This window comes from Streptomyces sp. NBC_01317, from assembly GCF_035961655.1.
Classification (GTDB): Bacteria; Actinomycetota; Actinomycetes; order Streptomycetales; family Streptomycetaceae; genus Streptomyces.
Genome location: NZ_CP108393.1, coordinates 2,821,806 through 2,848,542, shown reverse-complemented (window position 1 = coordinate 2,848,542; position 26,737 = coordinate 2,821,806). Strand labels below are relative to the sequence as shown.

23 protein-coding genes, 2 tRNA genes and 1 pseudogene are annotated in these 26,737 nt (G+C 71.2%); 16 read left to right on the top strand and 10 right to left on the bottom strand.

The features are described 5' to 3' along the window. The first annotated feature begins 12 nt into the window (after positions 1-12). Both OG349_RS11925 and OG349_RS11920 read left to right on the top strand, forming a co-directional pair. The gene (locus OG349_RS11925; protein ID WP_327234579.1) at positions 13-693 is read left to right on the top strand and encodes an AIM24 family protein; all 681 of its coding nucleotides are present in this window, start codon (positions 13-15) and stop codon (positions 691-693) included. 16 nt (positions 694-709) lie between these two features. Next, positions 710-1,468, top strand: a complete 759-nt coding sequence (locus tag OG349_RS11920; protein ID WP_327234578.1) for an AIM24 family protein — start codon at positions 710-712, stop codon at positions 1,466-1,468. 239 nt (positions 1,469-1,707) lie between these two features. Here OG349_RS11920 and OG349_RS11915 read toward each other — a convergent pair whose 3' ends face one another. Beyond that, positions 1,708-2,268: an NUDIX hydrolase gene (locus OG349_RS11915; RefSeq protein ID WP_327234577.1), complete on the bottom strand. Its 561-nt coding sequence runs from the start codon at positions 2,266-2,268 to the stop codon at positions 1,708-1,710. Then, the gene (locus OG349_RS11910) at positions 2,265-3,704 is read right to left on the bottom strand and encodes a zinc-dependent metalloprotease (protein ID WP_327234576.1); all 1,440 of its coding nucleotides are present in this window, start codon (positions 3,702-3,704) and stop codon (positions 2,265-2,267) included. The genes OG349_RS11915 and OG349_RS11910 overlap by 4 nt, the downstream gene beginning before the upstream one ends. A 275-nt stretch (positions 3,705-3,979) precedes the next feature. On the opposite strand from OG349_RS11910, the gene OG349_RS11905 reads away from it, so the two are divergent. From OG349_RS11905 to OG349_RS11895, 3 genes are all read left to right on the top strand, one after another. Beyond that, positions 3,980-5,092 carry an SDR family oxidoreductase gene (locus tag OG349_RS11905; protein WP_327234575.1) on the top strand — a complete coding sequence of 371 codons (1,113 nt, stop codon included), beginning with the start codon at positions 3,980-3,982 and terminating at the stop codon, positions 5,090-5,092. A gap of 129 nt (positions 5,093-5,221) precedes the next feature. Continuing rightward, complete coding sequence (locus OG349_RS11900) at positions 5,222-5,689, top strand: molybdenum cofactor biosynthesis protein MoaE (protein WP_327234574.1); 468 nt, start codon at positions 5,222-5,224, stop codon at positions 5,687-5,689. A 453-nt stretch (positions 5,690-6,142) separates the two neighbouring features. After that, the gene (locus OG349_RS11895) at positions 6,143-7,231 is read left to right on the top strand and encodes a YlbL family protein (RefSeq protein WP_327234573.1); all 1,089 of its coding nucleotides are present in this window, start codon (positions 6,143-6,145) and stop codon (positions 7,229-7,231) included. A 27-nt stretch (positions 7,232-7,258) separates the two neighbouring features. On the opposite strand, the gene OG349_RS11890 is transcribed toward OG349_RS11895, so the two are convergent. Continuing rightward, complete coding sequence (locus OG349_RS11890; protein ID WP_327234572.1) at positions 7,259-7,813, bottom strand: PPA1309 family protein; 555 nt, start codon at positions 7,811-7,813, stop codon at positions 7,259-7,261. 177 nt (positions 7,814-7,990) lie between these two features. Here OG349_RS11890 and OG349_RS11885 point away from each other — a divergent pair, with 177 nt between their 5' ends. The 4 genes from OG349_RS11885 (at position 7,991) to OG349_RS11870 (ending at position 13,476) form a co-directional block, all read left to right on the top strand. Further along, complete coding sequence (locus OG349_RS11885; RefSeq protein WP_327238544.1) at positions 7,991-10,969, top strand: UPF0182 family membrane protein; 2,979 nt, start codon at positions 7,991-7,993, stop codon at positions 10,967-10,969. Between the two features lie 92 nt (positions 10,970-11,061). Further along, positions 11,062-11,135 (top strand) — tRNA-Met (locus OG349_RS11880). Positions 11,136-11,329: 194 nt separating this feature from the next. Then, positions 11,330-13,345, top strand: coding sequence for a tetratricopeptide repeat protein (locus OG349_RS11875; RefSeq protein ID WP_327234571.1), 2,016 nt, complete (start codon positions 11,330-11,332; stop codon positions 13,343-13,345). 57 nt (positions 13,346-13,402) lie between these two features. Then, a tRNA-Met gene (locus OG349_RS11870) sits at positions 13,403-13,476 on the top strand. A gap of 125 nt (positions 13,477-13,601) precedes the next feature. Here the strand turns inward: OG349_RS11870 and OG349_RS11865 are convergent. Further along, positions 13,602-14,018 carry a Fur family transcriptional regulator gene (locus OG349_RS11865; RefSeq protein WP_161311743.1) on the bottom strand — a complete coding sequence of 139 codons (417 nt, stop codon included), beginning with the start codon at positions 14,016-14,018 and terminating at the stop codon, positions 13,602-13,604. Positions 14,019-14,141: 123 nt separating this feature from the next. Between OG349_RS11865 and OG349_RS11860 the strand changes: the two genes are divergently transcribed. Next, positions 14,142-15,611: a catalase gene (locus OG349_RS11860; protein WP_327234570.1), complete on the top strand. Its 1,470-nt coding sequence runs from the start codon at positions 14,142-14,144 to the stop codon at positions 15,609-15,611. 102 nt (positions 15,612-15,713) lie between these two features. Here OG349_RS11860 and OG349_RS11855 read toward each other — a convergent pair whose 3' ends face one another. Continuing rightward, positions 15,714-16,115 (bottom strand): CBS domain-containing protein, encoded by a 402-nt coding sequence (locus OG349_RS11855; RefSeq protein WP_327234569.1) that lies wholly within the window; start codon positions 16,113-16,115, stop codon positions 15,714-15,716. A 219-nt stretch (positions 16,116-16,334) separates the two neighbouring features. Next, positions 16,335-17,135, bottom strand: coding sequence for a histidinol-phosphatase (hisN, locus tag OG349_RS11850; protein WP_161311746.1), 801 nt, complete (start codon positions 17,133-17,135; stop codon positions 16,335-16,337). 170 nt (positions 17,136-17,305) lie between these two features. Here hisN and OG349_RS11845 point away from each other — a divergent pair, with 170 nt between their 5' ends. Then, positions 17,306-17,956, top strand: a complete 651-nt coding sequence (locus tag OG349_RS11845) for a TetR/AcrR family transcriptional regulator (protein ID WP_327234568.1) — start codon at positions 17,306-17,308, stop codon at positions 17,954-17,956. Here the strand turns inward: OG349_RS11845 and OG349_RS11840 are convergent. The 4 genes from OG349_RS11840 to OG349_RS11825 all read right to left on the bottom strand — a co-directional run bounded on the left by OG349_RS11840 (position 17,922) and on the right by OG349_RS11825 (position 21,629). Further along, a complete protein-coding gene (locus OG349_RS11840; RefSeq protein WP_161308152.1) occupies positions 17,922-18,245 on the bottom strand; it encodes a DMT family transporter in 324 nt (107 codons plus the stop codon). The two genes, OG349_RS11845 and OG349_RS11840, sit on opposite strands and share 35 nt — an antisense overlap. Positions 18,246-18,334: 89 nt before the next feature. Next, positions 18,335-19,345, bottom strand: a complete 1,011-nt coding sequence (rsgA, locus tag OG349_RS11835) for a ribosome small subunit-dependent GTPase A (RefSeq protein WP_161308151.1) — start codon at positions 19,343-19,345, stop codon at positions 18,335-18,337. A 4-nt stretch (positions 19,346-19,349) separates the two neighbouring features. Continuing rightward, positions 19,350-20,759 carry a 3-phosphoshikimate 1-carboxyvinyltransferase gene (gene aroA, locus OG349_RS11830; protein ID WP_327234567.1) on the bottom strand — a complete coding sequence of 470 codons (1,410 nt, stop codon included), beginning with the start codon at positions 20,757-20,759 and terminating at the stop codon, positions 19,350-19,352. Positions 20,760-20,906: 147 nt separating this feature from the next. Beyond that, a complete protein-coding gene (locus tag OG349_RS11825) occupies positions 20,907-21,629 on the bottom strand; it encodes a M50 family metallopeptidase (RefSeq protein ID WP_442806237.1) in 723 nt (240 codons plus the stop codon). Positions 21,630-21,678: 49 nt separating this feature from the next. Between OG349_RS11825 and OG349_RS11820 the strand changes: the two genes are divergently transcribed. The 5 genes and pseudogenes from OG349_RS11820 to OG349_RS11800 all read left to right on the top strand — a co-directional run. Next, positions 21,679-22,494, top strand: a complete 816-nt coding sequence (locus tag OG349_RS11820; RefSeq protein WP_327234566.1) for an SOS response-associated peptidase — start codon at positions 21,679-21,681, stop codon at positions 22,492-22,494. 51 nt (positions 22,495-22,545) lie between these two features. Further along, positions 22,546-23,259: an alpha/beta hydrolase family protein gene (locus OG349_RS11815; RefSeq protein WP_442806236.1), complete on the top strand. Its 714-nt coding sequence runs from the start codon at positions 22,546-22,548 to the stop codon at positions 23,257-23,259. A 273-nt stretch (positions 23,260-23,532) separates the two neighbouring features. Next, positions 23,533-24,192 carry a sigma-70 family RNA polymerase sigma factor gene (locus tag OG349_RS11810; protein WP_208298586.1) on the top strand — a complete coding sequence of 220 codons (660 nt, stop codon included), beginning with the start codon at positions 23,533-23,535 and terminating at the stop codon, positions 24,190-24,192. Further along, positions 24,189-24,509 (top strand): mycothiol system anti-sigma-R factor, encoded by a 321-nt coding sequence (rsrA, locus tag OG349_RS11805; RefSeq protein ID WP_161307225.1) that lies wholly within the window; start codon positions 24,189-24,191, stop codon positions 24,507-24,509. Before OG349_RS11810 ends, rsrA begins: the two co-directional genes overlap by 4 nt. 290 nt (positions 24,510-24,799) lie before the next feature. After that, positions 24,800-26,164, top strand: a pseudogene (locus OG349_RS11800) (HD-GYP domain-containing protein); the annotation flags it as partial. Positions 26,165-26,737: the final 573 nt, after the last annotated feature.

Here is a 26,737-nt window from a genome sequence, read left to right as displayed (position 1 = left end):
GGAGCCCGGACTATGAACCAGCAGCTCGCGGGCTACGCCCCGACCCCCATCGCGGCCCGGATGGAGAACCACGGCCGCGCCATGCTCAAGGTCGCGATGGCCTCGGGACAGGACCTCTTCGCCCGTACCGGCTCGATGATCGCCTACGAGGGCTTCATCCAGTACGAGCCCAACCCGCCCGCCCTCCGCCAGGTCGCCTCCCAGTGGGTGACGGGCGAAGGCGCGCCGATCATGAAGTGCGCCGGTGACGGCCTGCTCTACCTCGCCGACTACGGCGCGGACGTCGTCGTGATCAACCTCAACAACGACGCGCTCTCGGTCAACGGCAGCAACCTCCTCGCCTTCGACGCCCACCTCCAGTGGGGCGTCGAGAAGGTCAAGGGCATGGCCAAGTTCGCCGGCCAGGGCCTGTGGAACGTGGAGATCTCCGGGACCGGCTGGGTCGCCCTGACCTCGCGCGGCACCCCGATCGTGGTCGACTGCGGCCGGGGCGAGGACGAGACGTACGTCGACCCGGACGCGCTCGTCGCCTGGTCACCGGGGCTCAAGGTGAAGGGCAAGCGCAGCTTCAAGGCCTCCGCCCTGGTCGGCAGGGGCAGCGGGGAGGCCTACCAGATGGCCTTCTCGGGCCAGGGAATCGTGGTCGTACAGCCGAGTGAGGACAGCACCGACCGCCTGCGGATCCGGGGCTGAGGGGGAGCAGGGAACCATGCAGAGTCCGCTTTTCGCATATACGGAACAGCAGTCCCAGGACCGCTACGTCGTCCAGAACCCGCAGCTGCTGCGGGTCGCCCTGACCGGCCAGGACGACGTCCTCGCCCGCAAGGGCGCGATGGTGGCGTACCAGGGGCTGATGGACTTCGACGGTGAGTACCAGTCGAGCAGCCAGCGCCGCGCCAGGGCGCGTACGGGCGAGGGCCTCGACCTCATGCGCTGCTCCGGGCTGGGCACGGTCTATCTCGCCAACCTCGCGCAGTACATCCACGTCGTGGACGTCGACCGCGAGGGCATGACCGTCGACAGCTCCTACGTCCTGGCGCTCGACTCCTCGCTGAACACCGAGGTCATCGCGGTGGACAGCCAGTACGGCATCTCCGGCTCCGGCAAGTACCAGCTGAACATCTCGGGGCGGGGCAAGGTCGCGCTGATGACCTCGGGCCAGCCGCTGATGTTGCAGGTCACGCCGGACAAGTACGTCAACGCGGACGCCGACGCGGTGGTCGCCTGGTCGACGTCGCTGCGGGTCCAGATGCAGGCGCAGACCCATTCCTCGGGTGTCACGCGGCGGCGCGGCAACACCGGCGAGGGCTGGGAGCTGAGCTTCCTGGGACAGGGGTTCGCGCTGGTCCAGCCCAGCGAGGTCATGCCGCCGCAGAACGCGGGGATCGGCCAGGGCATCGCCGCGCAGTTCGGCGTCGGCGCCCAGGGCGCCCACGCCCAGAACCAGGGCAACGCCTGGAGCCGCTAGGGCGTGTCCGCAAAGTGGCGTCTGGCTCGCGGCGTCTGGCACGCGCGCTCGCGGCGTTGTCGGACCGAGCGAGTACATCCAGTACACGCTCGGTCCTCCGCCTTGCGATCGCACGCACCAGACGCCGCGAGCCCCGCCCTTCGGGCGAACGACCCCACTTCGCGGACACGCCCTAGAGGCTGAGCTGTGGTGTGACAGACGGAAGGGGGCGTCCTCTGTAGGAGGACGCCCCCTTCCGTCTACGACCGTGCCCCGAGCGCCGCTCTCGTCCGCTCGATCAGCCTCAGCACCGAGCCGTCCGCGACCTTCGCGGCCTCCTCGAAGCCGAACCAGCGCAGGTCCAGCGACTCGTCGCTGATCCGCTCCAGCGCCCCGGCCGGCGCCAGCGCCGCGTACTGGACGTCGAGATGCCAGGTGCAGGGCGCCGGAATCGGGTGCCGGTCCAGCTGTACGGGTCCCCCGGGCAGCAGCGTCAGATCCGGGATCCCGGACTCCTCCGTGGCCTCCCGGAGCGCCGCCCCCGCCAGCGTGTGATCCACGGGCTCGCAGTGGCCACCCATCTGGAGCCACATGTTCAGCTTCCGGTGCAGGGTGAGCAGCACCTTGCCCCGCTCCGGGTCGATCACCAGCGCGCTGGCCGTCACGTGCCCGGCCTCGCAGGCCTTCCACATCCCGTCGGGATGAGCCGCCAGATGATCCAGGTAGAGCCCCCGCAACTCCTGCTGGCCGCCGTGGGAGTCCTGGCCCTCCTGGGAGTCGTATTTTTTCAGTACGAGAACAGCGTCGTCGTGCAGGCTCACTTGTCGGTGTTGTCCTCGTCGTCAGGCTCGTCCGCGTCGTGCTTCTTCAGATCCGGCTTGCCGCCCGCCGCCTCGCCGAGCATCTTGTCCAGCTCCGAGAAGTCCAGCTGCTCGTGGTGGACAAAACCGTCGGGATCGTCCAGGTCCGACGCCGTCGGCAGGTTGTCCGGGTGCTCCCACAGCGCGTCCCGGCCGTCGGCCCCCCGCGCGTCCGTGAGCGACGCCCACAGCCGGGCGGCGTCCCGCAGCCTGCGCGGGCGCAGCTGGAGTCCGATGAGTGTGGCGAAGGTCTGCTCGGCGGGACCGCCCGAGGCACGCCGCCTGCGCAGCGTCTCGCGCAGCGCGTCGGACGCCGAGAGCCGGTCCTTCGCGGCCTCGTGCACCACCGCGTCGACCCAGCCCTCCACCAGCGCCAGAGCCGTCTCCAGACGGGCCAGGGCCGCCTTCTGCTCGGGCGTGTCCTCCGGCTGGAACATGCCGGACTGGAGCGCCTCCTGGAGCTCCTCCGGATTGGCCGGGTCGAACTGGCCGACCACGTCCTCCAGCTTGCTGGTGTCGACCTTGATCCCGCGTGCGTACGCCTCGACCGCGCCGAACAGATGCGACCGCAGCCACGGCACATGGGTGAAGAGCCGCTGGTGAGCGGCCTCGCGCAGGGCCAGATACAGCCGGACCTCGTCCTTGGGGACGCCCAGGTCCTTGGTGAACGCCTCGATGTTCAGCGGCAGCAGCGCCGCCTTGCCCGCCGGGGCCAGCGGCAGCCCGATGTCCGTCGAGCCGACGACCTCGCCCGCGAGCACGCCCACGGCCTGCCCGATCTGCTGGCCGAACATGGCGCCTCCCATGGAGCGCATCATGCCGATCAGCGGGCCCGCCACGTCACGCATCTCCTCGGGCAGCACATCGCCCATGGCGGCGCCCACCCGCTCCGCGACCGGGTCCACGAGCTGCTGCCACGCGGGCAGCGTCGCCTCGACCCACTCCGCGCGGCTCCAGGCCACGGCCGTGTGGGCCCCGGAGGGCAGGGACGTCACGCCGTCGAGCCACAGGTCGGCCAGCCGCACCGCCTCGGTGACCGCCGAGCGGTCGGTGGGGCCGACGCTCGCGTCCTTCGTCCCGTCGGAGGTGCCCTGCGCGACCGTCTGGCGCGCGATCTGCTTGGCCATGTCCCAGTTCACGGGACCGCCCTCGTAGCTGAGCATCTGGCCGAGCTGCTGGAAGGCCGCGCCCAGGTCGTTCGGGTTCAGAGAACCGAACATCGCGGCGAACGGATTGTCTCCGCCGCCCGCGCCGCCCGGCAGGCCGAACCCGAAATTCCCGAAGGGATTGCCGGGACCACCGGCACCCTGACCACCTCCGGCGGGGTCCTTCTTCTTGCCGTCGCCGTCCTCCGGCTCCTCCGGCGGAAGGCCGAATCCGAATGGAGAGTCACTCACGGGGTTCCTCGGCTCGTAGGGCCGGCGGCTTCTCGCCGACGGCGGCTGCCCGACTACACACCCAGCCTAAGACCGACCGGCACCTGGGGCGTCGGTCCGAGCGGCACGGCGTCGGCGGGCTGATCTGCGACCGCCACCACCCCGAACCGCGTCGACACCCGGGCGGCTTCCGGGCTCGGTGCGGAGTCGGCGGACGGTCTGCGGCAGGATGGACATCACCTGGTACGGACGCGTGCGTTCACATCCGTACTGAAGACAACCGCTGGAGACGCCCGGTGAGTTCCCCAGATCCGCAGGTTCGCGCAGCGCGAAACCGATCGACTCCGACCCCGTCCCGAGGCCCGGTCGTCGCGGTCACGGGCGCCGCCACCGGCGTCGGTGACCTGCTCACCCGCCGTCTGGCGGCCTCGGAGGAGATCAAACAGGTCGTCGCCCTCGACGAGCGCCGCGGGGACGTGCCGGAGGCCCAGTGGCACATCCTCGACATCCGCGACCCGGCCATCGCCGAGAAACTGCGCGAGGTGGACGTCGTCGTGCACCTCGCGCTCGACCTGGACCTGGAGACCGACGCCGCCGCCCGTACGGCGTACAACGTGCGCGGCACCCAGACCGTACTGACAGCGGCGGCCGCCGCCGGCGTGCACCGGGTCGTGCTCTGCACCTCAGCCATGGTCTACGGGGCGCTGCCCGACAACGGCATCCCCCTGTCCGAGGACGCCGAGCTGCGCGCCACGGCCGAGGCCACCGGGGTGGGCGATCTCCTGGAGATCGAGCGGCTGGGTCGCCGGGCGCCCCGCGCGCACCCCGGGCTCCATGTCACGGTCGTCCGGCCCGCCGTCCTCGTCGGCGGTACGGACACGGCCCTCACCCGCTACTTCGAGTCGCCCCGGCTGCTCGTCGTCGCGGGCTCCCGCCCCACCTGGCAGTTCTGCCACGTCGAGGACCTGGTCAGCGCGCTGGAGTACGCCGCGCTCGAAAAGGTCGACGGCGAGCTGGCGGTCGGCTGCGACGGCTGGCTGGAGCAGGAGGAGGTCGAGGAGCTGAGCGGGATCCGCCGGATGGAGCTGCCGTCGGCGGTCGCCCTGGGCGCGGCGGCCCGGCTGCACCGCATCGGGCTCACCCCCTCGCCCGCCGGGGACCTCGCGTACACGATGCATCCCTGGGTGGTCAGCGTGAGCCGGCTGCACGACGCGGGCTGGCGGGCCACCTGGACGAACGAGGAGGTCCTGGCCGCCCTGCTGGCGGAGGTCGAGGGCCGCCACACGGTCGCGGGCCGCCGGCTCGGCCGCAAGGACGCCACCGCGGCGGGCGCCGCGGGGGCGACGGTGGCCCTGCTCGGTACGGCCGCGCTGGTACGCCGTGCCCGCAAGGCCCGCCGCCGCATCTAGGGCGCGTCCGCGAAGTGGTGTCCGGCTCGCTTCGCGGACACGCCTCAGGGCCTGTCGCACGGCCGGTGTCGCCGCCGCCCAGCGGAAGAAAGCTTCCACCATGCGGTCTCGTACGGCACGATGGGCGGTATGGCGACCACCCCCACCCACCCCGGCGAGCAGACGGCGCAGGACCCGATCCGTCTCCTGGCGATACGCGACACCCCTCTGAGCGTGGACGAGGTCTTCCACGCGGTCGGGGACGACGCCGCCGGCGGCACCGCCCTGTTCGTCGGTACGGTGCGCAACCACGACGGCGGCGCGGACGTGGACGCGCTCGGCTACACCGGCCACCCGTCGGCCGAGGAGGAGCTGCGCCGCGTCGCGGAGAAGGTCGTGGCCGACTTCCCGGTGCGCGCGCTGGCCGCCGTCCACCGGGTGGGCGATCTGACGGTCGGCGATCTCGCGGTGGTCGTGGCCGTCTCCTGCCCGCACCGGGCCGAGGCGTTCGAGGCCTGCCGCAGGCTGATCGACGACCTCAAGCGCGAGGTTCCCATCTGGAAGCACCAGACGTACTCCGACGGGACCGACGACTGGGTCGGGGCGCGGAGCGACTAGTTCCGGTTCCGGATGCTCCCGCCGACGGACAGCCGGCCCCCCGGGACCGGTCGTCGGGGTCCCCGCCGGTCCCAAACCGGTCCGGCACCCGTACGGCCCGATTTGCGTAACCGGGCCCCTGCCCGGAGCGTTGGACCAGCAGATGGTTAATCTGCTGATCGGTCGGTCGCAGGCGCTGCGAACGCTCATGGGGGTCGGGAGGTCCGAATGGCCGCGCTCACCTGGTTGCTCATTCCACTTTTCGCCGCGGTAGGTGCCGCGATATGGGGAAGCTGGGCCCAGAGGAACCGCACGACGGGAGACATAGCCACGCTCAACGGCTACGCACGGTTCCGAGACGCGATGGAAAAGGTACATTCCGGCTCCGGCCCGGCCTGACGACGACGGCCTGCGGCTCCTCGTACGGACCGGCCCCAGGGGTGGACTGACAGACCCTTCCCGTACTGTCGTTCCATGCCACGGCGCACCGCGACCATGCTCGCTTCCACCCTCGCCCTCATCGGGTTGCTCTGCGCGGGCCTGCTGCTCCCCGTGCCGTACGCCGAGATGAGCCCCGGGCCGACGGTGAACACGCTCGGGGAAGCGCGTGGCGAGCCGGTGTTGCAGGTGTCGGGACACAAGACGTACCCGACATCGGGTCATCTGAACATGACGACGGTCCGGGTCACCGGAGCGGATTACCGGATGAACGTCGTCGAAGCGGTGTACGGCTGGCTGGCGCACGACAACGTCGTGGTGCCGCACGACACCCTCTACCCGGACGGCAAGACGGAAGAGCAGTCCACGCAGGAGAACGCGGAGGAGTTCAGCCAGTCCCAGGAGAGCGCCAAGGTCGCCGCCCTGGAGGAGCTGAACATCCCGGTCACCTCCCGGATCATCGTCGCGTCCGTCGTCAAGGACAGCCCCGCCGAGGGCACGCTGCACGCCGGGGACGTCATCAAGGCGGTGGACGGCTCCCCGGTGAAGGACCCGACGGACGTCGCCAAGCTCGTCACCAAGCACCGGCCGGGCCAGGACGTCGTGTTCACGGTCGTCCCCGCCAAGGACGCGAAGGCGGCGGAGAAGGCCGGCAAGGAGCCCACGGGCACCGAGGACGTCACGATCACGACCAAGAAGTCCGACGACGGGGACCGCGCCATCGTCGGCATCCAGGCCGGGACCGACCACACGTTCCCGTTCACGGTCGACATCAAGCTGGCCGACGTCGGCGGGCCGAGCGCCGGGCTGATGTTCGCCCTCGGCATCGTCGACAAGCTCACACCCGGCTCCCTCACGGGCGGCAAGTTCGTCGCCGGCACGGGCACGATCGACGACCAGGGGAAGGTCGGCCCGATCGGGGGCATCGAGATGAAGCTGGTCGGCGCGCGCGACGCGGGCGCCCGGTACTTCCTCACCCCGGCGGAGAACTGCGCCGCGGCGGCCTCGGACATCCCGGACGGGCTCACGCTGATCAAGGTGAACACCATCGGCGACGCCAAGACGTCCTTGGACAAGGTCCGCTCGGGGGACACGGCCGGCCTGCCGAGCTGTTCGGCAAGCTGACCGGCCGCGCCGCCCTTGGAGAGGTGGTTACGCCTCGAAGGTCGCGGACAGTGCCTCGGCCAGGCCCGGGACCAGGCCGGAGCCGGTGAGGACCTCGGTCGGCGAGTCCTTCTCGCGCAGCCGCAGCGCCGAGTCCCGCGCGCCGTCGCGCAGCACCGCCACCGTCATCCGTACCTCCTGACGGTCGGGGTGGGCGGCGACCCAGTCGGCCAGGCCGGCCTCGTCGAGGCCGTCCGGGACGGACGCCTCCGCGGACGGCGGCAGCATCAGCCGCTCGACGGTCATCGCGCAGCCCGCCACCGCCCCGGGCCACGCGATCGTGGCGAGGAACTCGTCCAGCGGGGTGCCGGCCGGGATCTCGTCCTGCTCGATAGGGGTGAGGGGCGCGGTCGCGTCGCCGTCGTCGAGGCCCAGCTGGGCCGCGAGCTCGGGCTCGTCGGTGCGCAGCCGGGCGGTGTCGACCAGGGCGAAGAGCCGGGCCGGCTGGTCCCAGCCGAGCCCCGCCGCGTACTCGTCGATTTCGAGGACCGCGCGGGTCAGCGGGCTCGCGGCCATGGGGGTACCTGAGGAAACGTTGGACATGGCCGATATCCTGCCCCCTCGGGGACCGCGGACGGGAACTAGGTAAAGCCTCAGTAAGTTGCATGAGTGGGTCCTACGATCGCGGGACCGCTGCAAGGCTGATCCGTTCCACGCTGATTTTTCACGACGCTGATCCATACGACCGCGAACTTCGAGGTGCGCACGTTGGCTTTCCAGATGCCGGACCGCGGCGCAGGCCCCGCCGGGCCACGGATGAGAGTGGCCCGCCCGTCCCGGCGTGTCCGGACCCTGCTCATGACGCTGGGGGTGCTGGCCGTCCTGGCCATGCTCTTTGTCATGTTCGCCGGGTTCTGGACCGACTGGCTCTGGTACCGCTCGGTCGATTACTCATCGGTTTTCACCACCACGCTCTGGACCAAGGTCGGACTGTTCGCGGTCTTCGGCCTGTTGATGGCCGCCGCCGTCGGGTTCAACATCTGGCTGGCGCACCGGCTGAGGCCGCCGCTGAGCGCCATGTCGATGGAGCAGCAGAACCTCGACCGTTACCGGATGGGTATCGCCCCGTACAAGAAGTGGGTGCTTCTCGCGATCACGGCCCTCGTCGGGCTGATCGCCGGAGCGTCCGCGTCGGGTCAGTGGCGTACGTGGCTGATGTACGTCAACGGGGTGTCCTTCGGGCAGAAGGACCCGCAGTTCCACCTGGACGTGTCGTTCTACGCGTTCGACCTGCCGTGGTACCGCTTCCTGCTGGCCTTCGGCTTCGCGGCCGCCGTGCTCTCCCTGATCGCCGCCGCCGTGACCCACTACCTGTACGGCGGGCTGCGGGTGACGAGCCCGGGAACGCGCGCGACCGGCGCCGCGACCGGCCATCTCTCCGTGCTGATCGGGATCTTCGTCTCGCTGAAGGCCGTGGCGTACTGGCTCGACCGGTACGGGCTGGCCGTGAAGTCCAGTGACTTCAAGGCGGCGGGCAACTGGACGGGCCTGCGGTACGTGGACGCCAACGCGTATCTGCCCGCGAAGACGATCCTGTTCTGCATCGCCGTGATCTGCGCGGTGCTGTTCTTCTCGACCATCTGGCGCCGCACGTGGCAGCTGCCGGTGATCGGCTTCGGTCTGCTGGTGCTGTCGGCGGTCCTCATCGGCGGCCTGTACCCGGCGATCGTGCAGAAGTTCCAGGTCGAGCCGAACGAGCAGGCCAAGGAAGCGCCGTACATCAAGAAGAACATCGACGCGACGCGCACCGCGTACGGCATCGCGGACGCCGATGTGCAGGACTACTCGGGGCAGAGCGACCCGGCCAAGCGGGCCGACCAGCGCAAGGCGGCCGACAGCGCCGCCAGTTACCGGCTGGTCGACCCGAACGTGGTCTCGCCGGCCTTCCAGCAGCTCCAGCAGGAGCGCAAGTACTACCAGTTCCCCGCGACGCTCGACGTGGACCGCTACACGGGCGCGGACGGCAAGCCGCAGGACACGGTCATCGGCCTGCGTGAGCTGAACATCACCGGTATCCCCAAGAGCAACTGGATCAACGACCACTTCACCTACACCCATGGGTACGGTGCGATCGCGTCCAAGGGCACCAACACGGTGATGTCGAACGACAACGGGGGCACGATCGGCGCCCCCGACTTCACCGAGGCGGGCCTGCCGACGACCGGCACGCTGGGTACGTACGAGCAGCGGATCTACTACGGCGAGAAGACCGAGCAGTACTCGATCGTCGGGGGCCCGCAGAAGGAGCTCGACTACGAGAAGAACGGCGAGAAGACGACGAGCTACGCCGGCAAGAGCGGCGTCGACCTCTCGAACCCCGTGAACCGCGCGGCGTACGCCGTGGCGTTCAGCGAGCCGCAGATGATCTACTCCGGTGCCATCGGCGAGGGCTCGCGCATCCTCTACAACCGGACGCCCAAGGACCGCGTCGAGGCGGTCGCCCCCTGGCTGACCATCGACGGCGACGCCTACCCGGCCGTGGTCAAGGGGCGCATCCAGTGGATCGTCGACGCCTACACCACGACCAACGGCTACCCCTACGCGTCGCGTACGACGCTGGGGGACACGACGGCCGACTCGCTGACCGACAACCAGCGCGCGGTCGTCGCGCAGCAGAACCAGGTCAACTACATCCGGAACTCGGTCAAGGCGACCGTCGACGCGTACGACGGCACGGTCACGCTCTACCAGTGGGACACCGAGGACCCGGTCCTCAAGACCTGGATGAAGGCCTTCCCCGGCACGGTGAAGCCCAAGGCGGACATCGACCCGGACCTGCTGGCCCACCTGCGCTACCCGCAGGACATGTTCAAGGTGCAGCGCGAACTGCTCACCCGCTACCACGTCACCAACGCCTCGCAGTTCTACAGCGGCAGTGACGCGTGGCAGGTGCCGGACGACCCGACCAACAAGGACAGCAGTGCGGTCCCGCCGTACTACCTGAGCCTCAAGATGCCGGGCCAGACGGACCAGCGGTTCTCGCTGACGACGACCTTCACGCCCAACGGGCGCCCCAACCTGGGGGCGTTCATGGCGGTGGACGCGGACGCGACCAGTCCGGACTTCGGCAAGATCAGAGTCCTGAGAGTGACCTCCAACGTCCAGGGTCCACAACAGGTCCAGAGCGAGCTGAACGGTGTCGACAAGGTCGCCGAGTTCGTACGGAACCTGAGAGGCACCGACTCGGACATCGAGTACGGCAATCTCCTCACGGTGCCGCTCGACGGAGGGTTCCTCTACATCGAGCCGGTGTACGCGCGCGGTGGCAGCGCCAACTACCCGCTGCTCAAGATGGTGGCCGCCTCCTACGGAGGAGGCAAGCCGGTCTTTGAGGAGAGCCTGACGCAGGCGCTCAACGCGGTGTTCGGTACGGAGGGCTCCCAGCCGCCGTCGACCACGCCACCACCACCCGGCGACACCACCAAGCCGCCGCCCACCGGCAGCACGGCGCTCAAGCAGGCCATCGCCGACGCCCAGAAGGCGTACGACGAGGGTCAGGCGGCGCTCGCGAAGCAGGACTGGACGGCGTACGGCAAGGCCCAGGACGAGCTCCAGGCGGCGCTCAAGCGGGCCGCGGAGGCGGACGCGGCGGCCGGTACGTCGGAGAAGCCGGGGGACAAGCCGTCGGCCTCGTCGTCGGAGAAGCCCGGTGACAAGCCCTCGGGCTCGTCCACGGAGAAGCCGTCAACCGGGACGTGAGCCGGTGAGCCTCACGAGCCCCCTGAGTGATCGAGCCCCGAGTGACTGAGAAAGCGTCACCCCCGCGTCGTGGTACGGTTGGGACACAACGACGCGGGGTGGAGCAGCTCGGTAGCTCGCTGGGCTCATAACCCAGAGGTCGCAGGTTCAAATCCTGTCCCCGCTACGCGAAGTCAAGGGCCCGGATCCTTCTAGGATCCGGGCCCTTGACGTGTGCCGCCGCCACCTGTGTCTCAGGTAGGCCGCGTTGGTTCCCCATCGGGTTTGACTTGTCTCTCTGTGGGCAAGTCGACAAAACGCAACGATGACCTCTCCGGCCGCGATATACCAGCTGTACGTGGGTGGACAGGTGGTGCGACGATGGTATTTATGGGGGATAGGGCAACTCTGTTGGAGACAGGGCGGTTTGTGCAGCAACACGAGGCCTCGGACGCCGAGGCGGAAGCGCGTCACCGCCGCGCCGCCGAGAACGGCGACACCGCGTCGATGAGCGTGCTCGGCGCCCTGCTGCTGCGCCGTGGCGACCTCGACGCCGCCGAGCCCTACCTCCGTGCCGCGACCGCCGAGGGCGAGCGCGCCGCCGCCAACAATCTGGGTGTCCTGCTCCACCAGCGCGGCTATGTCGAGGAGGCGGCGGGCTGGTGGCGGATCGCCGCCGTCGCCGGGTCCGCCGCCGCCGCCCACGCCCTCGGCCGCCACTACCGCGAGCGCGGCGACGAGCCCGCCGCCGAGTACTGGCTGCGCCAGTCCGCCGAGCAGGGCCACGCCCTCGGCGCCTACGCGCTCGCCGACCTGCTGGAGCACCGCAGCGACGTCGGCGCCGAGCGCTGGCTGCGCGCCGCCGCCGAGCAGGGGCACCGCGAGGCGTCGTACCGGCTGGCGCGCGCGCTGGAGCGCCGGGCCAAGGAGAGCGCGCGCTCCGGCGCGGACGTCGTCTACAGCAGCAACAGGGGCCAGTACGAGACCGGTACGGGCCGGCCGGTCCCCCCGGGCGCCCGGGGCTCCGCCGCGCCTTCGCCGCCGCGTGCGGACCGCGCTGACCGCTCGGACCGTACGGGCCGGGCTGACCGCCTGGACCGCCTCGATCGCCCGGACCCGCTCGACCGCCTCGGCCGGCCCGGCCGCGCCGCCCGCCAGGACCGCCGCGCCGGGGCCGACGGCCCGACGCTGATCAGCGAGGCCGCGCAGTGGTACCAGCAGGCCGCCGCGCGCGGCCACCGCCGCGCCGCCCTGCACCTCGGCGCGATCCTGGAGAAGCGCGGCGAGCTCAAGGAGGCCGGCCGCTGGTACCTGACCGCCGCCAAGGACGGCGAGGCCAGGGCCGCCTGCGCGCTGGGCTTCCTGCTGCGCGACGCCGGGGACGAGGAGAGCGCCGCCGTCTGGTGGCTGCGCGCCGCCCAGGACGGGGACGGCAACGCCGCCAACGCCCTCGGCGCCCTGCACGCCGCCCGGGGCGAGCCGCAGACCGCCGAGCGCTGGTACCGCGCCGCCATGGACGCGGGCGACGTCAACGGCGCGTACAACCTCGGGCTGCTCTGCGCCGCCCAGGACCGTACCGTCCAGGCCGAGCAGTGGTACCGCCGCGCCGCCTACGCGGGCCACCGCGAGGCCGCCAACGCGCTGGCCGTCCTGCTCCTCCAGGCCGACGACGCGACCGGCGCCGAGCCCTGGTTCTCCAAGGCCGCCGAGGCGGGCAGCGTGGACGCCGCGTTCAACCTGGGCATCCTGCACGCGGGCCGCGACGAGGACCGTACGGCCCTGCGCTGGTACGAGCGCGCGGCGGCGGCCGGGCACACGGAAGCGGCCCTCCAGGTGGGCATCGCCTACCTGCGGGACGGCGACGAGCAGTCCGCCGAGCGCCACCTGCGCTGCGCCGCGGGCGGCGGCAGCGCCGAGGCCGCCTTCCGGCTGGCCACGGTGCTCGACGCGCGCCGGCCGCCCCCGGGGCCGCCCGCGCTCGGGGAGACGTACCCGGAGAAGAGCGAGTGCGAGCAGTGGTACGAGCGCGCCGCCGAGCAGGGCCACCGCCGGGCCCAGGTGCGCGTCGGCATGCTCGCGGCGGGCCGCGGGGACATGACCGACGCCGCCCGGTGGTACCGCGAGGCCGCCGAGGCGGGCAGCCGGAACGGCGCCTTCAACCTCGGCCTCCTGCTGGCCCGTGAGGGCGGCGAGCGGGAGGCGGCCCTGTGGTGGACCCGCGCCGCGCAGGCCGGTCACGGCCGGGCCGCGCTGCGCCTCGCGCTGCTCGCGGCCCGCAGGGGCGAGCTGACCGAGGGCCAGCGCTGGTGCGCCCGCGCCGTCGAGCTGGGCCCCTCGGAGGTCTCGGAACGGGCGGCGCGGCTGCGCGACGCGCTCCACCAGGAGCTGACGGCGTGAGCCGGGTGAAGGTCATTTGCGCTGGTCGACGCCTTGACGTAATGTTCAGTTCAACGGCGCGGGGTGGAGCAGCTCGGTAGCTCGCTGGGCTCATAACCCAGAGGTCGCAGGTTCAAATCCTGTCCCCGCTACTGATACGTGAGGCCCGGATCCCGCAAGGGATCCGGGCCTCACGTCTGTGCGAAGAAACCAGTGCCCGGCTCCTCAGGACCAGGAACCGGGCACTTCGGGTGGTGCTGCCGTGTCGAGGGCCGTCTTACGCCGCGGCGCAGTTCGGGCACGTACCGCGGTACGTCACCTCGACGTCCGAGATCGAGAATCCGAAGCGCTCGCCGTCCGGGAGGGACGCCAGCGGATCACCCGTCGGGTGCACGTCCTTGATCGCGCCGCACTGGGCGCAGACCAAGTGGTGGTGCGGGTGGTGCGCGTTGGGGTCGTACCGCTTGGCGCGGCGGTCCGTGGACACCTCGATGACCTCGCCCAGCGTGACCATCTCACCCAGGGTGTTGTAGACGGTCGCGCGGGAGATCTCGGGGAGCCGGGCGACGGCACGCGCGTGCACCTCGTCGGCCGTCAGGTGCACATGGTCGCCGTCGAGGACCTCGGCCACGACACGCCGCTGTGCGGTCATACGCCAGCCGCGCTCGCGAAGTCGTTCCAACAGGTCACTCATGGGCCCAGCCTAACAGTGAAGGGACTCAGGTCCCGAACGAGTGTGACTTTGGATGTTTACTTGACTTAGACAGAGTCCATCGTAGGATCGAGATCGGCAAACGCCAAGGGACAGAACGCAGTAATGACGCTGGAGGCGCACGTGACGCAGGGACCACTGACGACGGAGTCCGGGGCTCCGCTGGCCGACAACCAGAACAGTGAGACCGCTGGTGCCGGTGGTCCCGTCCTGGTGCAGGACCAGGCGCTGCTGGAGAAGCTCGCGCACTTCAACCGCGAGCGCATCCCGGAGCGCATCGTGCACGCCCGCGGCGCCGGCGCGTACGGCACCTTCACCCTCACGCGTGATGTCTCGCAGTGGACCCGGGCGAAGTTCCTCTCCGAGGTCGGCAAGGAGACGGAGACGTTCCTGCGCTTCTCCACCGTCGCGGGCAACCTCGGCTCGGCGGACGCGGTGCGCGACCCCCGCGGCTTCGCGCTGAAGTTCTACACCGAAGAGGGCAACTACGACCTCGTCGGCAACAACACCCCGGTGTTCTTCATCAAGGACGCCATCAAGTTCCCCGACTTCATCCACACCCAGAAGCGCGACCCGTACACGGGCTCGCAGGAGGCGGACAACGTCTGGGACTTCTGGGGTCTGTCGCCCGAGTCCACCCACCAGGTGACGTGGCTGTTCAGCGACCGCGGCATCCCGGCGACGCTGCGCCACATGAACGGGTACGGCTCGCACACGTTCCAGTGGAACAACGAGGCCGGCGAGGTCTTCTGGGTCAAGTACCACTTCAAGACGGACCAGGGGATCAAGAACCTCACCACGGAGGAGGCCGTCCAGGTCTCCGGCCTGGACCCGGACAGCCACCAGCGTGACCTGCGCGAGTCCATCGAGCGCGGCGACTTCCCGTCCTGGACCGTGCAGGTCCAGATCATGCCGGCGGCCGAGGCGGCCACGTACCGCTTCAACCCGTTCGACCTGACCAAGGTGTGGCCGCACGCGGACTACCCGCCGATCGAGATCGGCAAGCTGGAGCTCAACCGCAACCCGGAGAACATCTTCGCCGAGGTCGAGCAGTCCATCTTCTCGCCGGCGCACTTCGTGCCGGGCATCGGTCCCTCCCCGGACAAGATGCTCCAGGGCCGTCTCTTCGCGTACGGCGACGCCCACCGCTACCGCGTCGGCATCAACGCCGACCACCTGCCGGTGAACCGTCCGCACGCCACGGAGGCGCGCACGAACAGCCGGGACGGCTACCTGTACGACGGCCGTCACAAGGGCACCAAGAACTACGAGCCCAACAGCTTCGGCGGCCCCTTCCAGAGCGACCGCCCGCTGTGGCAGCCGACCCCGGTCACCGGCGTCACCGGCAACACCGAGGCGCCCGTGCACGCCGAGGACAACGACTTCGTCCAGGCGGGCAACCTGTACCGGCTGCTCTCCGAGGACGAGAAGAGCCGTCTGATCGAGAACCTCGCCGGGTTCATCTCGAAGGTGTCGCGTGACGACATCGCCGAGCGCGCGGTGAACAACTTCCGCCAGGCGGACGGCGACTTCGGCAAGCGGCTGGAGTCCGCGGTCCAGGCCCTGCGCGGCTGACAGCTCCGCCTCGCCGAGACGTCAGGGGCCGGGTCCTACGGGATCCGGCCCCTTTCGCTGTGTTCTTTTCCGCCGGGGACTTTCCGCCGAGGCCCTTCCGCGTCACCCCGCCATGACGGCGGCCCGGGTCTTGGCCGGGGCCCAGCAGCGGATGATGTCGCGTACGGAGACGATGCCGACGGGTTCGTGATCGTCGAGCACGATCAGGTGGCGGAAGCCGCCGTACGTCATCGCTTCCGCCGCCTGTTCGAGCGTCCACGACGGGGCGGCGAAGACGACGTCGCCCGTGGTGTGGGTGCCCGCGGTCTCGGCGTCCGGGCTCTGTCCCGCGCCGAGCGAGACCAGGATGTCCCGCTCGGTGAGGATGCCGATCCCGCAGTGGTCGGGGTCGAGGACGACGGCGGCGCCGACCCGGCGGGCCGCCATCAGCCGGGCGGCCTGGCGGAGGGTGTGGGTGGGGCCGATGGTGAGGACCACCGAACTCATGGCGTCACGGACGAGCATGGGATGGAGCCACCTCCTAGGTGAATCGTCGCGCCGGGTACGCGGGGCGCGCACGGCGCGTGCGCGATGCGTACGGAACGTAACGAGAAGCGATTCACAAGTTCACAAGTGGGGGGACTCTCAGAGTCGCACCGATGCGCCGGGTCAACAAGAGGGGCGTAGGAGTGCGGAGGGGGCTTGAAAAAATCACACAAAGCGCCGTCGAGGCGCGCCTCACGCTCAGTAGCGCTGGTTCAGATAGCCGAGCAACTCCTCGTGGAGCACGCCGTTCGAGGCCGCCGCGTTGCCGCTGTGCGGGCCCGGCTGCCCGTCGAGCCCGGTGAAGCTGCCGCCCGCCTCCTGGACCACGACCGCCACCGCCGCCATGTCCCACAGTGACAGCTCCGGCTCCGCGCACATGTCCACCGAGCCCTCCGCGACCATCATGTACGGCCAGAAGTCGCCGTAGGCACGGGTGCGCCAGACCGCCCGGGACAGGTCGAGGAAGCCGTCGAGCCGGCCCTGCTCCTCCCAGCCGGTGATCGAGGAGTACGCGAACGACGCGTCGCCCACGTTCGCGACGTCCGACACCCGCAGCCGGGTCGCCGAGGAGAGGCTGCGGCCTGTATACGCGCCGCCGCCCTTCGCCGCCCACCAGCGCCGGCCCAGCGCGGGCGCGGACACCACGCCGACGACCGGTTCGTACCCGCCCTCGGTGGCCACCATCAGGGAGATCAGCGTCGCCCAGACGGGCACCCCGCGTACGTAGTTCTTGGTGCCGTCGATGGGGTCGATCACCCAGCGGCGCGGCCCCGTGCCCTCGATGCCGAACTCCTCGCCCAGGATCGCGTCCCGCGGCCTGGCCCGCTGGAGATGCCCACGGATCAGCTCCTCGGCGGCCTTGTCGGCCTCACTCACCGGAGTCATGTCCGGTTTGGTCTCGACCTTGAGGTCGAGCGCCTTGAACCGGTCCATCGTCGCGGCGTCGGCGGCGTCCGCGAGAACGTGGGCGAGGCGCAGATCATCGTGGTAATCGGGCATGGGCGTCACAGTATCGACCGGTCACCGGGCCGGGCTACGGGGCACGGTACGGGGGGAGGAGGAGGCGTTGACGCGGTACGGGACCGGTACCGCCCGCGGTGCCGCGACCCTTGACACTGCGCGACGGCCCGTCAACTCTGAGCGCAGAGCCGACGCCCCCGGAGGCAACGATGCCTACCGCACGTGAAGCCCTGCTCGACGCCGCCCAGTCGGCGCTCGCCGAGTCGCCCTGGCAGGCCGTCAGGATGGTCGAGGTGGCGTCCGCCGCCGGGGTGTCCCGGCAGACCCTCTACAACGAGTTCAGCGGCAAGGACGGGCTGGCCCGCGCGCTGGTGCGACGCGAGGCCGACCTCTATCTGCGGGGTGTGGACGGGCAGTTGGCCGGTACGGACACCCGGGCCGAACCGGCCGAGCGGCTGGCCGCCGTCGCCGAGTGGACCGTCGCCCGCGCGGGGGACCGGCCCCTGCTGCGGGCGCTGCTCACCGGCTGCTGGGGGGAGTGGCTGCCCGCCCCGCGCCCGTTGCGCGACCCCGGGGCGCCCGCGGCCGTCCCCGCGCGGCGCGCGGCCGACGCGGGGCCGCCCGTACCGGCCGAGCTGGTGGCGCTGGTACGGGACCGGTCGGCGAGCACGCTGGACGGGGGGCGCACGGACCACAATCTGCACCGGTGCGAACTGGCCGTACGCCTCGCGCTCTCCCATCTGGTCGCGCCCGGCGCACAACCGGTGGGTCAGCTGGTCCGCACAGCGGTCACAGCGGCGCCCGGCGCATGCGGCGAATACGGGGTCAGTGCGCCGAGCCCGAGAGCTGGAGGCCGATGACGCCGATGATCACCAGCGAGATGGAGACCAGCTTGAGGACCGAGACGATGTCGCCGAGGAAGATCATTCCGTAGATCGCGGTGCCCGCCGCGCCGATGCCCGTCCACACCGCGTACGCCGGACCGACGTCCAGCTTCTTCAGCGAGAGCGTCAGCAGACCGAAACTGCCGAGGGCGAAACACGCGAAGGCGATGGTCGGCCACAGCCGGGTGAAGCCGTGCGAGAGCTTGAGGCAGACCGCGAAACCCGTCTCCAGGATCCCGGCTACCACTACCAGCAGCCACGCCATCTTCTGGGGCCTCCCGCGTCGGTGACTGCTCGGTGTCGCTCGGTGCGATTATGCACTTACCAACGCCGGTTGCCCGCAAACGCGTTGTGTCAGTCGCCTTCGCGTCGCTCGCGTGTGGCGAGGAGCCGCCGCAGCGAGTACAGCCGGGCCGGGCTCGCGTGCCCCTCCGCGACCCACGCGTCCAGCGCGCAGTCCGGCTCGTCGTGGCTGCACGCGCGCGGGCAGCCCTCCGTCCCCGGCACCAGGTCCGGGAACGCCAGGATGACGCGCGACGGATCGACGTGGTGCAGCCCGAAGGACCGGATGCCCGGGGTGTCGATGACCCAGCCGTCCGCCTTCGCCAGCGGCAGCGCGAGCGCCGACGTGGTGGTGTGCCTGCCGCGCCCGGTGACCGCGTTGACCAGGCCCGTACTCCGGTGCCTGTCCTCCGGGACGAGCGCGTTGACCAGCGTTGTCTTGCCGACGCCGGAGTGCCCGACGAACGCGGTCGCCTTGCCTTCCAGATACTCCCGCACCCGGTCCGCCGCGAACCCGCTCTCCAACTCGTCGCGCCGCGTGACGACATAGTGGATGCCGAGGTCCTGGTACGTCTCCAGCAGCTCGTCCGCAGAGGCCAGGTCGGACTTGGTCAGCACCAGCAGCGGTTCGAGTCCCGCGTCGAACGCCGCGACCAGGCAGCGGTCGATCAGCCGGGGGCGCGGCTCGGGGTCGGCGAGCGCGGTGACGATCGCGAGCTGGTCGGCGTTGGCGACGACCACCCGCTCGTACGGGTCGTCGTCGTCCGCCGTGCGCCGCAGGACCGAGGTCCGTTTCCCGATCCGTACGATCCGCGCCAGCGTGTCCTTCTTGCCCGACAGGTCACCGACGATGTCGACCCGGTCGCCCACCACCGCGGCCTTGCGGCCCAGCTCGCGGGCGGTCATCGCGAGCACGACCCGGTCCTCGACGAGGCAGGTGAGCCGGCCGCGGTCCACGGTCAGGACCATGCCCTCCGAGGCGTCCTCGTGCTTGGGCCTGATGTTCGTACGCGGCCGGTTGCCCTTCGGGTTGGGGCGGGTACGGATGTCGTCCTCGTCGGGGTTCTTGCCGTAGCGGCGCATCGCGTCAGGCTCCTGCGCCCGCACCCGGGCCGGGGCCCGTTTCCGTCTCCGTTTCCGCTCCTGCTCCCGCGAGCATGTCGGTCCACATCTGCGGGAAGTCCGGCAGCGTCTTGGCCGTCGTCCCCACGTTCTCGATCTCGACGCCGCCGACCACCAGGCCGATGATCGACCCGGCGGTCGCCATACGGTGGTCGTCGTACGTGTGGAAGACGCCGCCGTGCAGGGGGCGGGGGCGGATGTGCAGCCCGTCGGCGGTCTCCGTGACGTCACCGCCCAGTTCGTTGATCTCCTTGGTCAGCGCGGCCAGCCGGTCCGTCTCGTGCAGCCGCAGGTGGGCGACCCCGCGCAGGGTGGAGGGCGAGTCGGCGAGTGCGGCGACGGCGGCGATGCCCGGCGTCAGCTCACCGACCTCGCTCAGGTCGACGTCGATGCCGTGGATCCGGCCCGTGCCGGTCAGGGTGAGGGCGCTGCCCTCGTTGGTCATGCTCCACTCGCAGGAGCCGCCCATCTTCGTGAAGATCTCGCGCAGCGCGTCCCCGGGCTGCGTGGTGTGCTCGGGCCAGTCGGGGATCGTGACCCGGCCGCCGGTCACCAGGGCGGCGGCGAGGAAGGGCTGGGCGTTGGAGAGATCCGGCTCGACGGTCAGGTCCCGGCCGAGCAGCGCGCTGGGGGAGACCCGCCAGACGTTCGGCTCGCCGCCCGTCTCCGGCTCGTCGACCTGGGCGCCGACCGCGCGCAGCATGTCGACCGTCATCCGGATGTGCGGCATCGACGGCAGGGACGACCCCACGTGCCGTACCTCCACGCCCTGGTTGAACCGCGCGCCCGACAGGAGCAGCGCGGAGACGAACTGCGACGACGAGGACGCGTCGATCTCCACCGAGCCGCCGTCCAGCGCCCCGCCGCCCTGCACGGTCAGCGGGAGCGAGCCGCGGCCCTCGTCGTCGATCCGCGCCCCGAGCACGCGCAGCGCCTCGATGACGGCGCCCAGGGGGCGTTCGTAGGAGCGGGGGTCCCCGTCGAAGTGCACCGGGCCGTCGGCCAGCGCCGCGACCGGGGGAAGGAAGCGCATCACCGTGCCGGCGTTGCCGACGTCGACGGTGGCGGGGCCGTACAGACCCGCCGGGATCACCCGCCACGCCTCGCCCGTGAAGCCGTCCCGGCCCGCGGCGGCGGAGCTGGACGACACCGTCTCCTCGATCCCGACGCCCATGGCACGCAGGGCTTCGGCCATCAGCAGGGAGTCGCGGGAGCGCAGGGGGCGGCGCAGCCACCCGGGCTCGGCGGCCAGCGAGGCGAGGATCAGTCCACGGTTCGTGACCGATTTGGATCCGGGCACGGTGACCGTCGCTTCGACGGCCCCGCGGGCGGAGGGGGCGGGCCAGAGGGCGGGCTGCACGGAGCTTTCGGTCATGCCTTCACTTTAGTGGTTTCGCGCCGACTCGGATCCTGACAAAAAGCGCGGAAACCCGGACGTAACCCAGGTTTGGTAGGGCGGCTACATGGGCGATGCGCGGTCAGGCGTGGGTCGGGTGGGGATCAGGCGCGGATCGGGCGCCGGTCAGAGACCGAGCATCCAGCGTCCGCCGCCGATCAGTGAGCAGACCGAGACGGCGTGGAAGAGGAAGAGCCACAGCACGGGCGGTACGTTCGTCAGCCGCGCCAGCTGGTCCGCGTCCGAGTCGCCCGCCCCGCCGTGCCGGCGCTTGGACTGGAGCTCGAAGGCCGGCCGTACGCCTCCGAGCAGCAGGAACCACACGGCGGTGTACGCGAACGCCGACTGGACCGCCGGGCCGGTGAGCCAGGAGACCAGGAGGAAGGCCGCGCCGGTCAGGATCACGGTGAGCGCCCCGTACGCGTTGCGGATCATCACCAGCATCGCGATCAGCAGGGCGGTCGCGAGCCAGAGCAGCAGCGTGATGTGGTGCGCGGAGAGCAGCCAGGCGCCGCCGAGTCCGAGCAGCGGGGGCGCGGTGTAGCCGGCGGCGGCCGTCAGGATCATGCCGATCCCGGCGGGCTTTCCGCGGCTGACGGTCAGGCCCGAGGTGTCCGAGTGCAGCCGGATCCCGTTCAGGCGGCGGCCGGTGACCAGCGCGATCAGGCCGTGGCCGCCCTCGTGGGCGATGGTGATGGTGTTGCGCGACACCCGCCAGACGGGGTGGGGCACCACCGCGGCGAGGGCGACGACCCCCGTCACGACCACCAGCCACCGGTCCGGCGCCGGCTGACTGCCGAAGACGCGGTCCCACAGGTCGGATATGGACGTGACGTCGATGCTGGCCATTTCTCGGTCGGCTCCTCAACTGGGACGGCGTCGTGGCAGTCTGGCACTTATGTGCGGACGGTATGCGGCGAGCCGGCGGCCCGAGGACCTCCAAGGGCTCTTCGGGGTGGAGAAGTGGGAGCCCGAGGAGACCCTGGCGCCCGATTGGAACGTGGCGCCGACGAAAGAGGTCTACGCGGTTCTGGAACGCCCTGTGAAGGACGCGGAAGAGCCGGATCCGGTTCGGCAGTTGCGCACGCTCAGGTGGGGGCTCGTGCCGTCGTGGTCGAAGACGCCCGAGGGCGCGGCCCGCATGATCAACGCGCGGGCCGAGACCGTGCACGAGAAGCCGTCCTTCCGCCGCCCCTTCCTCGCCCGGCGCTGCATCCTGCCGGCCGACGGTTATTACGAGTGGGTGACCGGCGTCGACGAACGGGAGCTGGAGGTGCGGGGGAAGAAGAAGCGCCCGCGCAAGCAGCCGTACTTCGTCACGCCGGCCGACGGTTCGGTCATGGCGCTGGCGGGGCTGTACGAGTTCTGGCGCGACCGGACGCTGCCCGACGACCACCCGGGCGCCTGGTGGGTGACCTGCTCGGTGATCACGACCGAGGCGGAGAAGACCCCGCTGGCCGTGGCGCCCGCCGAGGGTCCCGGATCGCTCGCCGACATCCACCCCCGTATGCCGCTGATGCTGACGCCGGACCGCTGGGACGCCTGGCTGGACCCGGCCCGTACGGACCCCGACGACCTGCGTGAGCTGCTCGCGCCGCCCGCGCCCGGGCTGATGCGGGCGTATCCGGTGGCGACGGCGGTCAGCAATGTCCGCAACAACGGGCCGGAGCTGCTGGAGGAACTGGCGGCGCCGGAGGAGAGCACGCTGTTCTGAGGCATGACCCGAGGCATGGCAGGCCCGGGCTGAGGCCGCGGGCGCGGCAGGATGTCCGGTGTGACACCTGACACGCGTGGGACGCGGATCCAGACCGCTCGGACCGTTCGGACCGTCGGCACTCCGGGCGGCGACGCCCGCATCACCTGGCACGCGGCGAAGGACCCCCGGCTGGTCCTCGCCCTCGGCCACGGCGCGGGCGGCGGCATCGAGGCCCGCGACCTCCAGGCCCTCGCCGCCGCGCTGCCGCCGCTCGGCGTCACCGTCGCGCTGGTGGAGCAGCCCTGGCGGGTGGCGGGCAGGAAGCTCGCGCCGGCGCCGAAGACCCTGGACGCGGGATGGCGCGCGGTGTGGCCCGCGCTGGCTGAGCAGGGGCCGCCGGTGATCGCGGGCGGGCGCAGCGCCGGAGCGCGGGTGGCCTGCCGTACGGCGCCGGAGCTGGGGGCGTACGCCGTACTGGCTCTCAGCTTTCCCCTGCACCCGCCGGGCAGGCCGGAGAAGTCCCGGGCGGCGGAACTGCTGGGGGCGGGGGTGCCCACGCTGGTGGTCCAGGGCGGCAACGACCCGTTCGGAAAGCCTTCCGAGTTCCCGGACGCGGGTGGTGGGAGGAAAGCGGGTACGGACGGTGGTGGCGCGTACGCGCTGTGCGAGGTGCCGGGCGCCGACCACGGGTTCGCCGTCGCGAAGAGAGCCGCCGTGTCGCAGGAGCGGGCCCTCGCGATCATCACCGCGAACGTGGCGGAATGGGCGGCGAAACTCGCCTGAGGACCGGGTCGTGGCCGGGAATGTGGGACAGATGTCCACTGTTCCACTAGGCAACGGAACACAGAGCATGGAGAGGGAGTCCGTCGTATGGGTTCGACCATCTGCCCGCGCCGCTCAGACGCCAGTGAACTGGAGTGGACGGTGCTTTCCGCGTCCAAGAACGCTCCGGTCCGGGCGGCCGGCGGAGCGGACCACCGGCCCTCGTTGTCACAAGGTCGACTATTCTCCGATTCGAGTGGGTCCGCTTTCGGGCCCGCCACAGCGTTGGAGGAGGTGGGTCCGGTCACTGGGACCGACGCAGGGACCGACGACGGCGGCATCGAAGAGACCACGGCCGAGCGCAACGCCCGTTTCGAGCGGGACGCGCTGGGCTTCCTCGACCAGATGTATTCCGCCGCGCTGCGCATGACGCGCAACCCGGCGGACGCCGAGGACCTCGTGCAGGAGACGTACGCCAAGGCGTACGGCTCCTTCCACCAGTTCCGCGAGGGGACCAACCTCAAGGCCTGGATGTATCGCATCCTCACCAATACCTTCATCAACTCGTACCGCAAGAAGCAGCGTGAACCTCAGCGCAGTGCCGCCGAGGAGATCGAGGACTGGCAGCTCGCGCGTGCCGAGTCGCACATGTCGACGGGTCTGCGCTCCGCGGAGGCACAGGCGCTCGACCACCTGCCGGACTCCGACGTGAAGTCGGCGTTGCAGGCGATCCCGGAGGAGTTCCGCATCGCGGTGTATCTCGCCGATGTAGAGGGCTTTGCGTACAAGGAGATCGCGGACATCATGGGGACACCCATCGGTACGGTGATGTCGCGACTGCACCGGGGGCGCCGCCAGCTGCGCGGCATGCTGGAGGACTACGCCCGCGAGCGCGGGCTCGTCCCGGCCGGTGCCGGGGAGTCGTCGGACGACCGGAAAGGTTCGGGCTCATGAGCTGCGGAGAGCCGCATGAGACGGATTGCTCCGAGGTACTCGATCATTTGTATGAGTTCCTCGACAACGAGATGCCGGACAACGACTGCACCAAGTTCGAGGTGCACTTCGAGGAGTGCTCCCCGTGCCTGGAGAAGTACGGCCTCGAACAGGCCGTGAAGAAGCTCGTCAAGCGCTGCTGCGGCCAGGACGACGTGCCGTCCGACCTGCGGGCCAAGGTCATGGGCCGGATCGATCTGATCCGGTCGGGAGAGATCGGTCCTGAGCGGGAAGTGTCGACGGCGGGCGCGGATGTGCCGCGGGCGGCGCAGGACTGACGTACGGGGACGCCGCAGGGCTGCCGTACGGTGCGGCCCTCCGGGCAGGGCCCGCACCACCCCACAGCCCCCCTTCGCACGGGGTACGAGGGCGTGCCGCGCAGCGCGCGGTGCGCCCTCACCCGTATCACCGGCAGCCCGTGCGGCCTTATCACCGGCGGACCGGCCATGTCACTCAAAGGTGCTAATCGTCCCCGTCCGGCCTCCGTCCCCCCGCCGACTCGCTAACCTGACGCTTTGTTTCGGGCCCTTCCGGGCCGGATCGAGGAGCCGAGGAAGGGCGAGAACCCGTGAGGGCCATACCGGGTGCGGCGCGCGCGTACATCCTGGGCGCCGCGCTCTGCGCCGCCGTCTGCCTCCTTCCCGCGTTCCGCCCCGGCACCCCGTGGCGGGCCGTCGCGCTGCTCGCCGTCCTGTACGCCTTCTGCGAGATGCCGGCCCGCTGCCGGTTCCTCGGGCGCTCGCTGCACGGCTCCGTGCCGATCGCCGCCGGATCGTTCTTTCCCGTTCTCCTCGCCTCCGCCCTGTTGCTGCCGCCCGCCGCCGCCGCGCTGGTCGCCGTGCCCGGCGCGCTGCTGGGGCGCGTCGAGCAGCGGCCGAAGGGCGCGCGCCGGGTCTGGCGGGCCGCCCAGCTCTCCCTCGCCACCTGGGTGGCGGCGCGGGTCCAGGTCCTGTTCGGCGGTCCCGTCGCCCTCGGGGGTGGTGGCTACGGGCTCAAGACGCCGGACTTTCCCTATGTGTTGCTACCCGCCGGGGCGGCGGCGCTCGCCTTCTGTCTGGTTCTCGCCACGCTCGACGGCGGGGTGCTGGCGGCGGCCGAGCGGCTGCCGCTGCGGACCGCGTGGCGCGGGCTGTTCGTCCGCTCGCTGGCCCCGCACGCGGCGCACGGCCTCGCCGGGCTGATGATGGCGGTGCTGTGGCGGAGCCCGTACGGTCCGCTCTCCGCGCTCTTCGTCCTGCTGCCCATGTACATCTCCTGCTGGGTCTTCGCGCAGTACCACCGGGAGTCCGCCGCGCATCAGGCGACGATCAGGGCGCTCGTGCAGGCCGTCGACATCAAGGACAAGTACACACGCGGGCACAGTGAACGGGTGGGGCGCGCCTCGGTGTTGATCGCCCAGGAGCTGGGCATGGACCGGGACCGGGTGGAGGTGCTCCGGTTCGCCGGGATTCTGCACGACGTCGGCAAGCTCGGCGTACCGACGCGGGTGCTGCGCAAGGACGGGCCGCTGACCCCCGACGAGCGGCGGGTGATCGAGCTGCATCCCGAGTACGGCCACGAGATGGTGCGCGGGATCGGCTTCCTCGGGGAAGCGCGGGAGGCGATCCTGCACCACCACGAGCGGCTGGACGGCAGCGGGTACCCGTACGGGCTGGCCGGCGCGCAGATCCCCGAGTTCGCCCGGGTGGTGGCGGTGGCGGACGCCTTCGACGCGATGACGTCGACCCGCTCGTACAGCAGGGCGAGACCGGTGGGCACGGCGGTCGCCGAACTGGAACGCTGCGCGGGCACCCAGTTCGACCCGGACATGGTGGACGCGCTGGTCAGGGCCTTGTCCCGACACGGCTGGCAGACGACGGTAACGGCGGACGAGGCGGGGGCGCCTCCGGCGCCGGGTGTGGGGCCGAGGCCGGGTGCGGGTCCGCCGCCGGGCGACGAGCCGCCGCCGGGCATGGTGCCGCCGTCGGCAGCTGGCCCGCACCCGGCGGCCGGGCCGCGTCCGGCGGGACCGCCGCTGCCGACGCCGGGGGCGCCGACGACACAGCCGGGCCTTTCGCCGCCGCGGCGGACATCGATGCCGGCCCAGGCCCCGACACCGTCCACGCCGACGACGGCCGAGCCACCACCGCCGCCGGGGGCGGGCGCGACAGGACGAACGCCGCCGCAGCCGGGCCCGGCTCTGCGGCTGCCCACCCCGGCGTCCGTTCCGGGCCCCGCCCCGAGCCCGGGGCCGGGCTCGGCCCTGGCCCCTGCCCCGGCTTCGGCCCCGGTCCTGGCTTCGGCTCCGGCTTCGGCCCCGGCTCCGGCTCCGGCTCCGGCTCCGGCTCCGGCTCCGGCCCCGGCTCCGGCTTCGGCCCCGGCTCCGGCTTCGGCCCCGGCTTCGGCCCCGGCCCCGGCTTCGGCCCCGGCCCCGGCCCCGGCCCCTGCCCCGGGCTCGGCGCCGGCCGCGGCCCCCGCCCCGGGCCCGATGTCGGCTCCCGTTCCAGGCTCGGGCGAGTTGGGCCGG

Coding starts and splice junctions, on each gene's coding strand:
- OG349_RS11925 (WP_327234579.1), top strand. CDS start 13: ATGAACCAGCAGCTCGCGGGCTACGCCCCGACCCCCATCGCGGCCCGG.
- OG349_RS11920 (WP_327234578.1), top strand. CDS start 710: ATGCAGAGTCCGCTTTTCGCATATACGGAACAGCAGTCCCAGGACCGC.
- OG349_RS11900 (WP_327234574.1), top strand. CDS start 5,222: ATGGCGACCACCCCCACCCACCCCGGCGAGCAGACGGCGCAGGACCCG.
- OG349_RS11895 (WP_327234573.1), top strand. CDS start 6,143: ATGCCACGGCGCACCGCGACCATGCTCGCTTCCACCCTCGCCCTCATC.
- OG349_RS11890 (WP_327234572.1), bottom strand. CDS start 7,813: ATGTCCAACGTTTCCTCAGGTACCCCCATGGCCGCGAGCCCGCTGACC.
- OG349_RS11885 (WP_327238544.1), top strand. CDS start 7,991: ATGCCGGACCGCGGCGCAGGCCCCGCCGGGCCACGGATGAGAGTGGCC.
- OG349_RS11875 (WP_327234571.1), top strand. CDS start 11,330: ATGGTATTTATGGGGGATAGGGCAACTCTGTTGGAGACAGGGCGGTTT.
- OG349_RS11865 (WP_161311743.1), bottom strand. CDS start 14,018: ATGAGTGACCTGTTGGAACGACTTCGCGAGCGCGGCTGGCGTATGACC.
- OG349_RS11860 (WP_327234570.1), top strand. CDS start 14,142: ATGACGCTGGAGGCGCACGTGACGCAGGGACCACTGACGACGGAGTCC.
- OG349_RS11855 (WP_327234569.1), bottom strand. CDS start 16,115: ATGCTCGTCCGTGACGCCATGAGTTCGGTGGTCCTCACCATCGGCCCC.
- hisN (WP_161311746.1), bottom strand. CDS start 17,135: ATGCCCGATTACCACGATGATCTGCGCCTCGCCCACGTTCTCGCGGAC.
- OG349_RS11845 (WP_327234568.1), top strand. CDS start 17,306: ATGCCTACCGCACGTGAAGCCCTGCTCGACGCCGCCCAGTCGGCGCTC.
- OG349_RS11840 (WP_161308152.1), bottom strand. CDS start 18,245: ATGGCGTGGCTGCTGGTAGTGGTAGCCGGGATCCTGGAGACGGGTTTC.
- rsgA (WP_161308151.1), bottom strand. CDS start 19,345: ATGCGCCGCTACGGCAAGAACCCCGACGAGGACGACATCCGTACCCGC.
- aroA (WP_327234567.1), bottom strand. CDS start 20,759: ATGACCGAAAGCTCCGTGCAGCCCGCCCTCTGGCCCGCCCCCTCCGCC.
- OG349_RS11825 (WP_442806237.1), bottom strand. CDS start 21,629: ATGGCCAGCATCGACGTCACGTCCATATCCGACCTGTGGGACCGCGTC.
- OG349_RS11820 (WP_327234566.1), top strand. CDS start 21,679: ATGTGCGGACGGTATGCGGCGAGCCGGCGGCCCGAGGACCTCCAAGGG.
- OG349_RS11815 (WP_442806236.1), top strand. CDS start 22,546: ATGTCCGGTGTGACACCTGACACGCGTGGGACGCGGATCCAGACCGCT.
- rsrA (WP_161307225.1), top strand. CDS start 24,189: ATGAGCTGCGGAGAGCCGCATGAGACGGATTGCTCCGAGGTACTCGAT.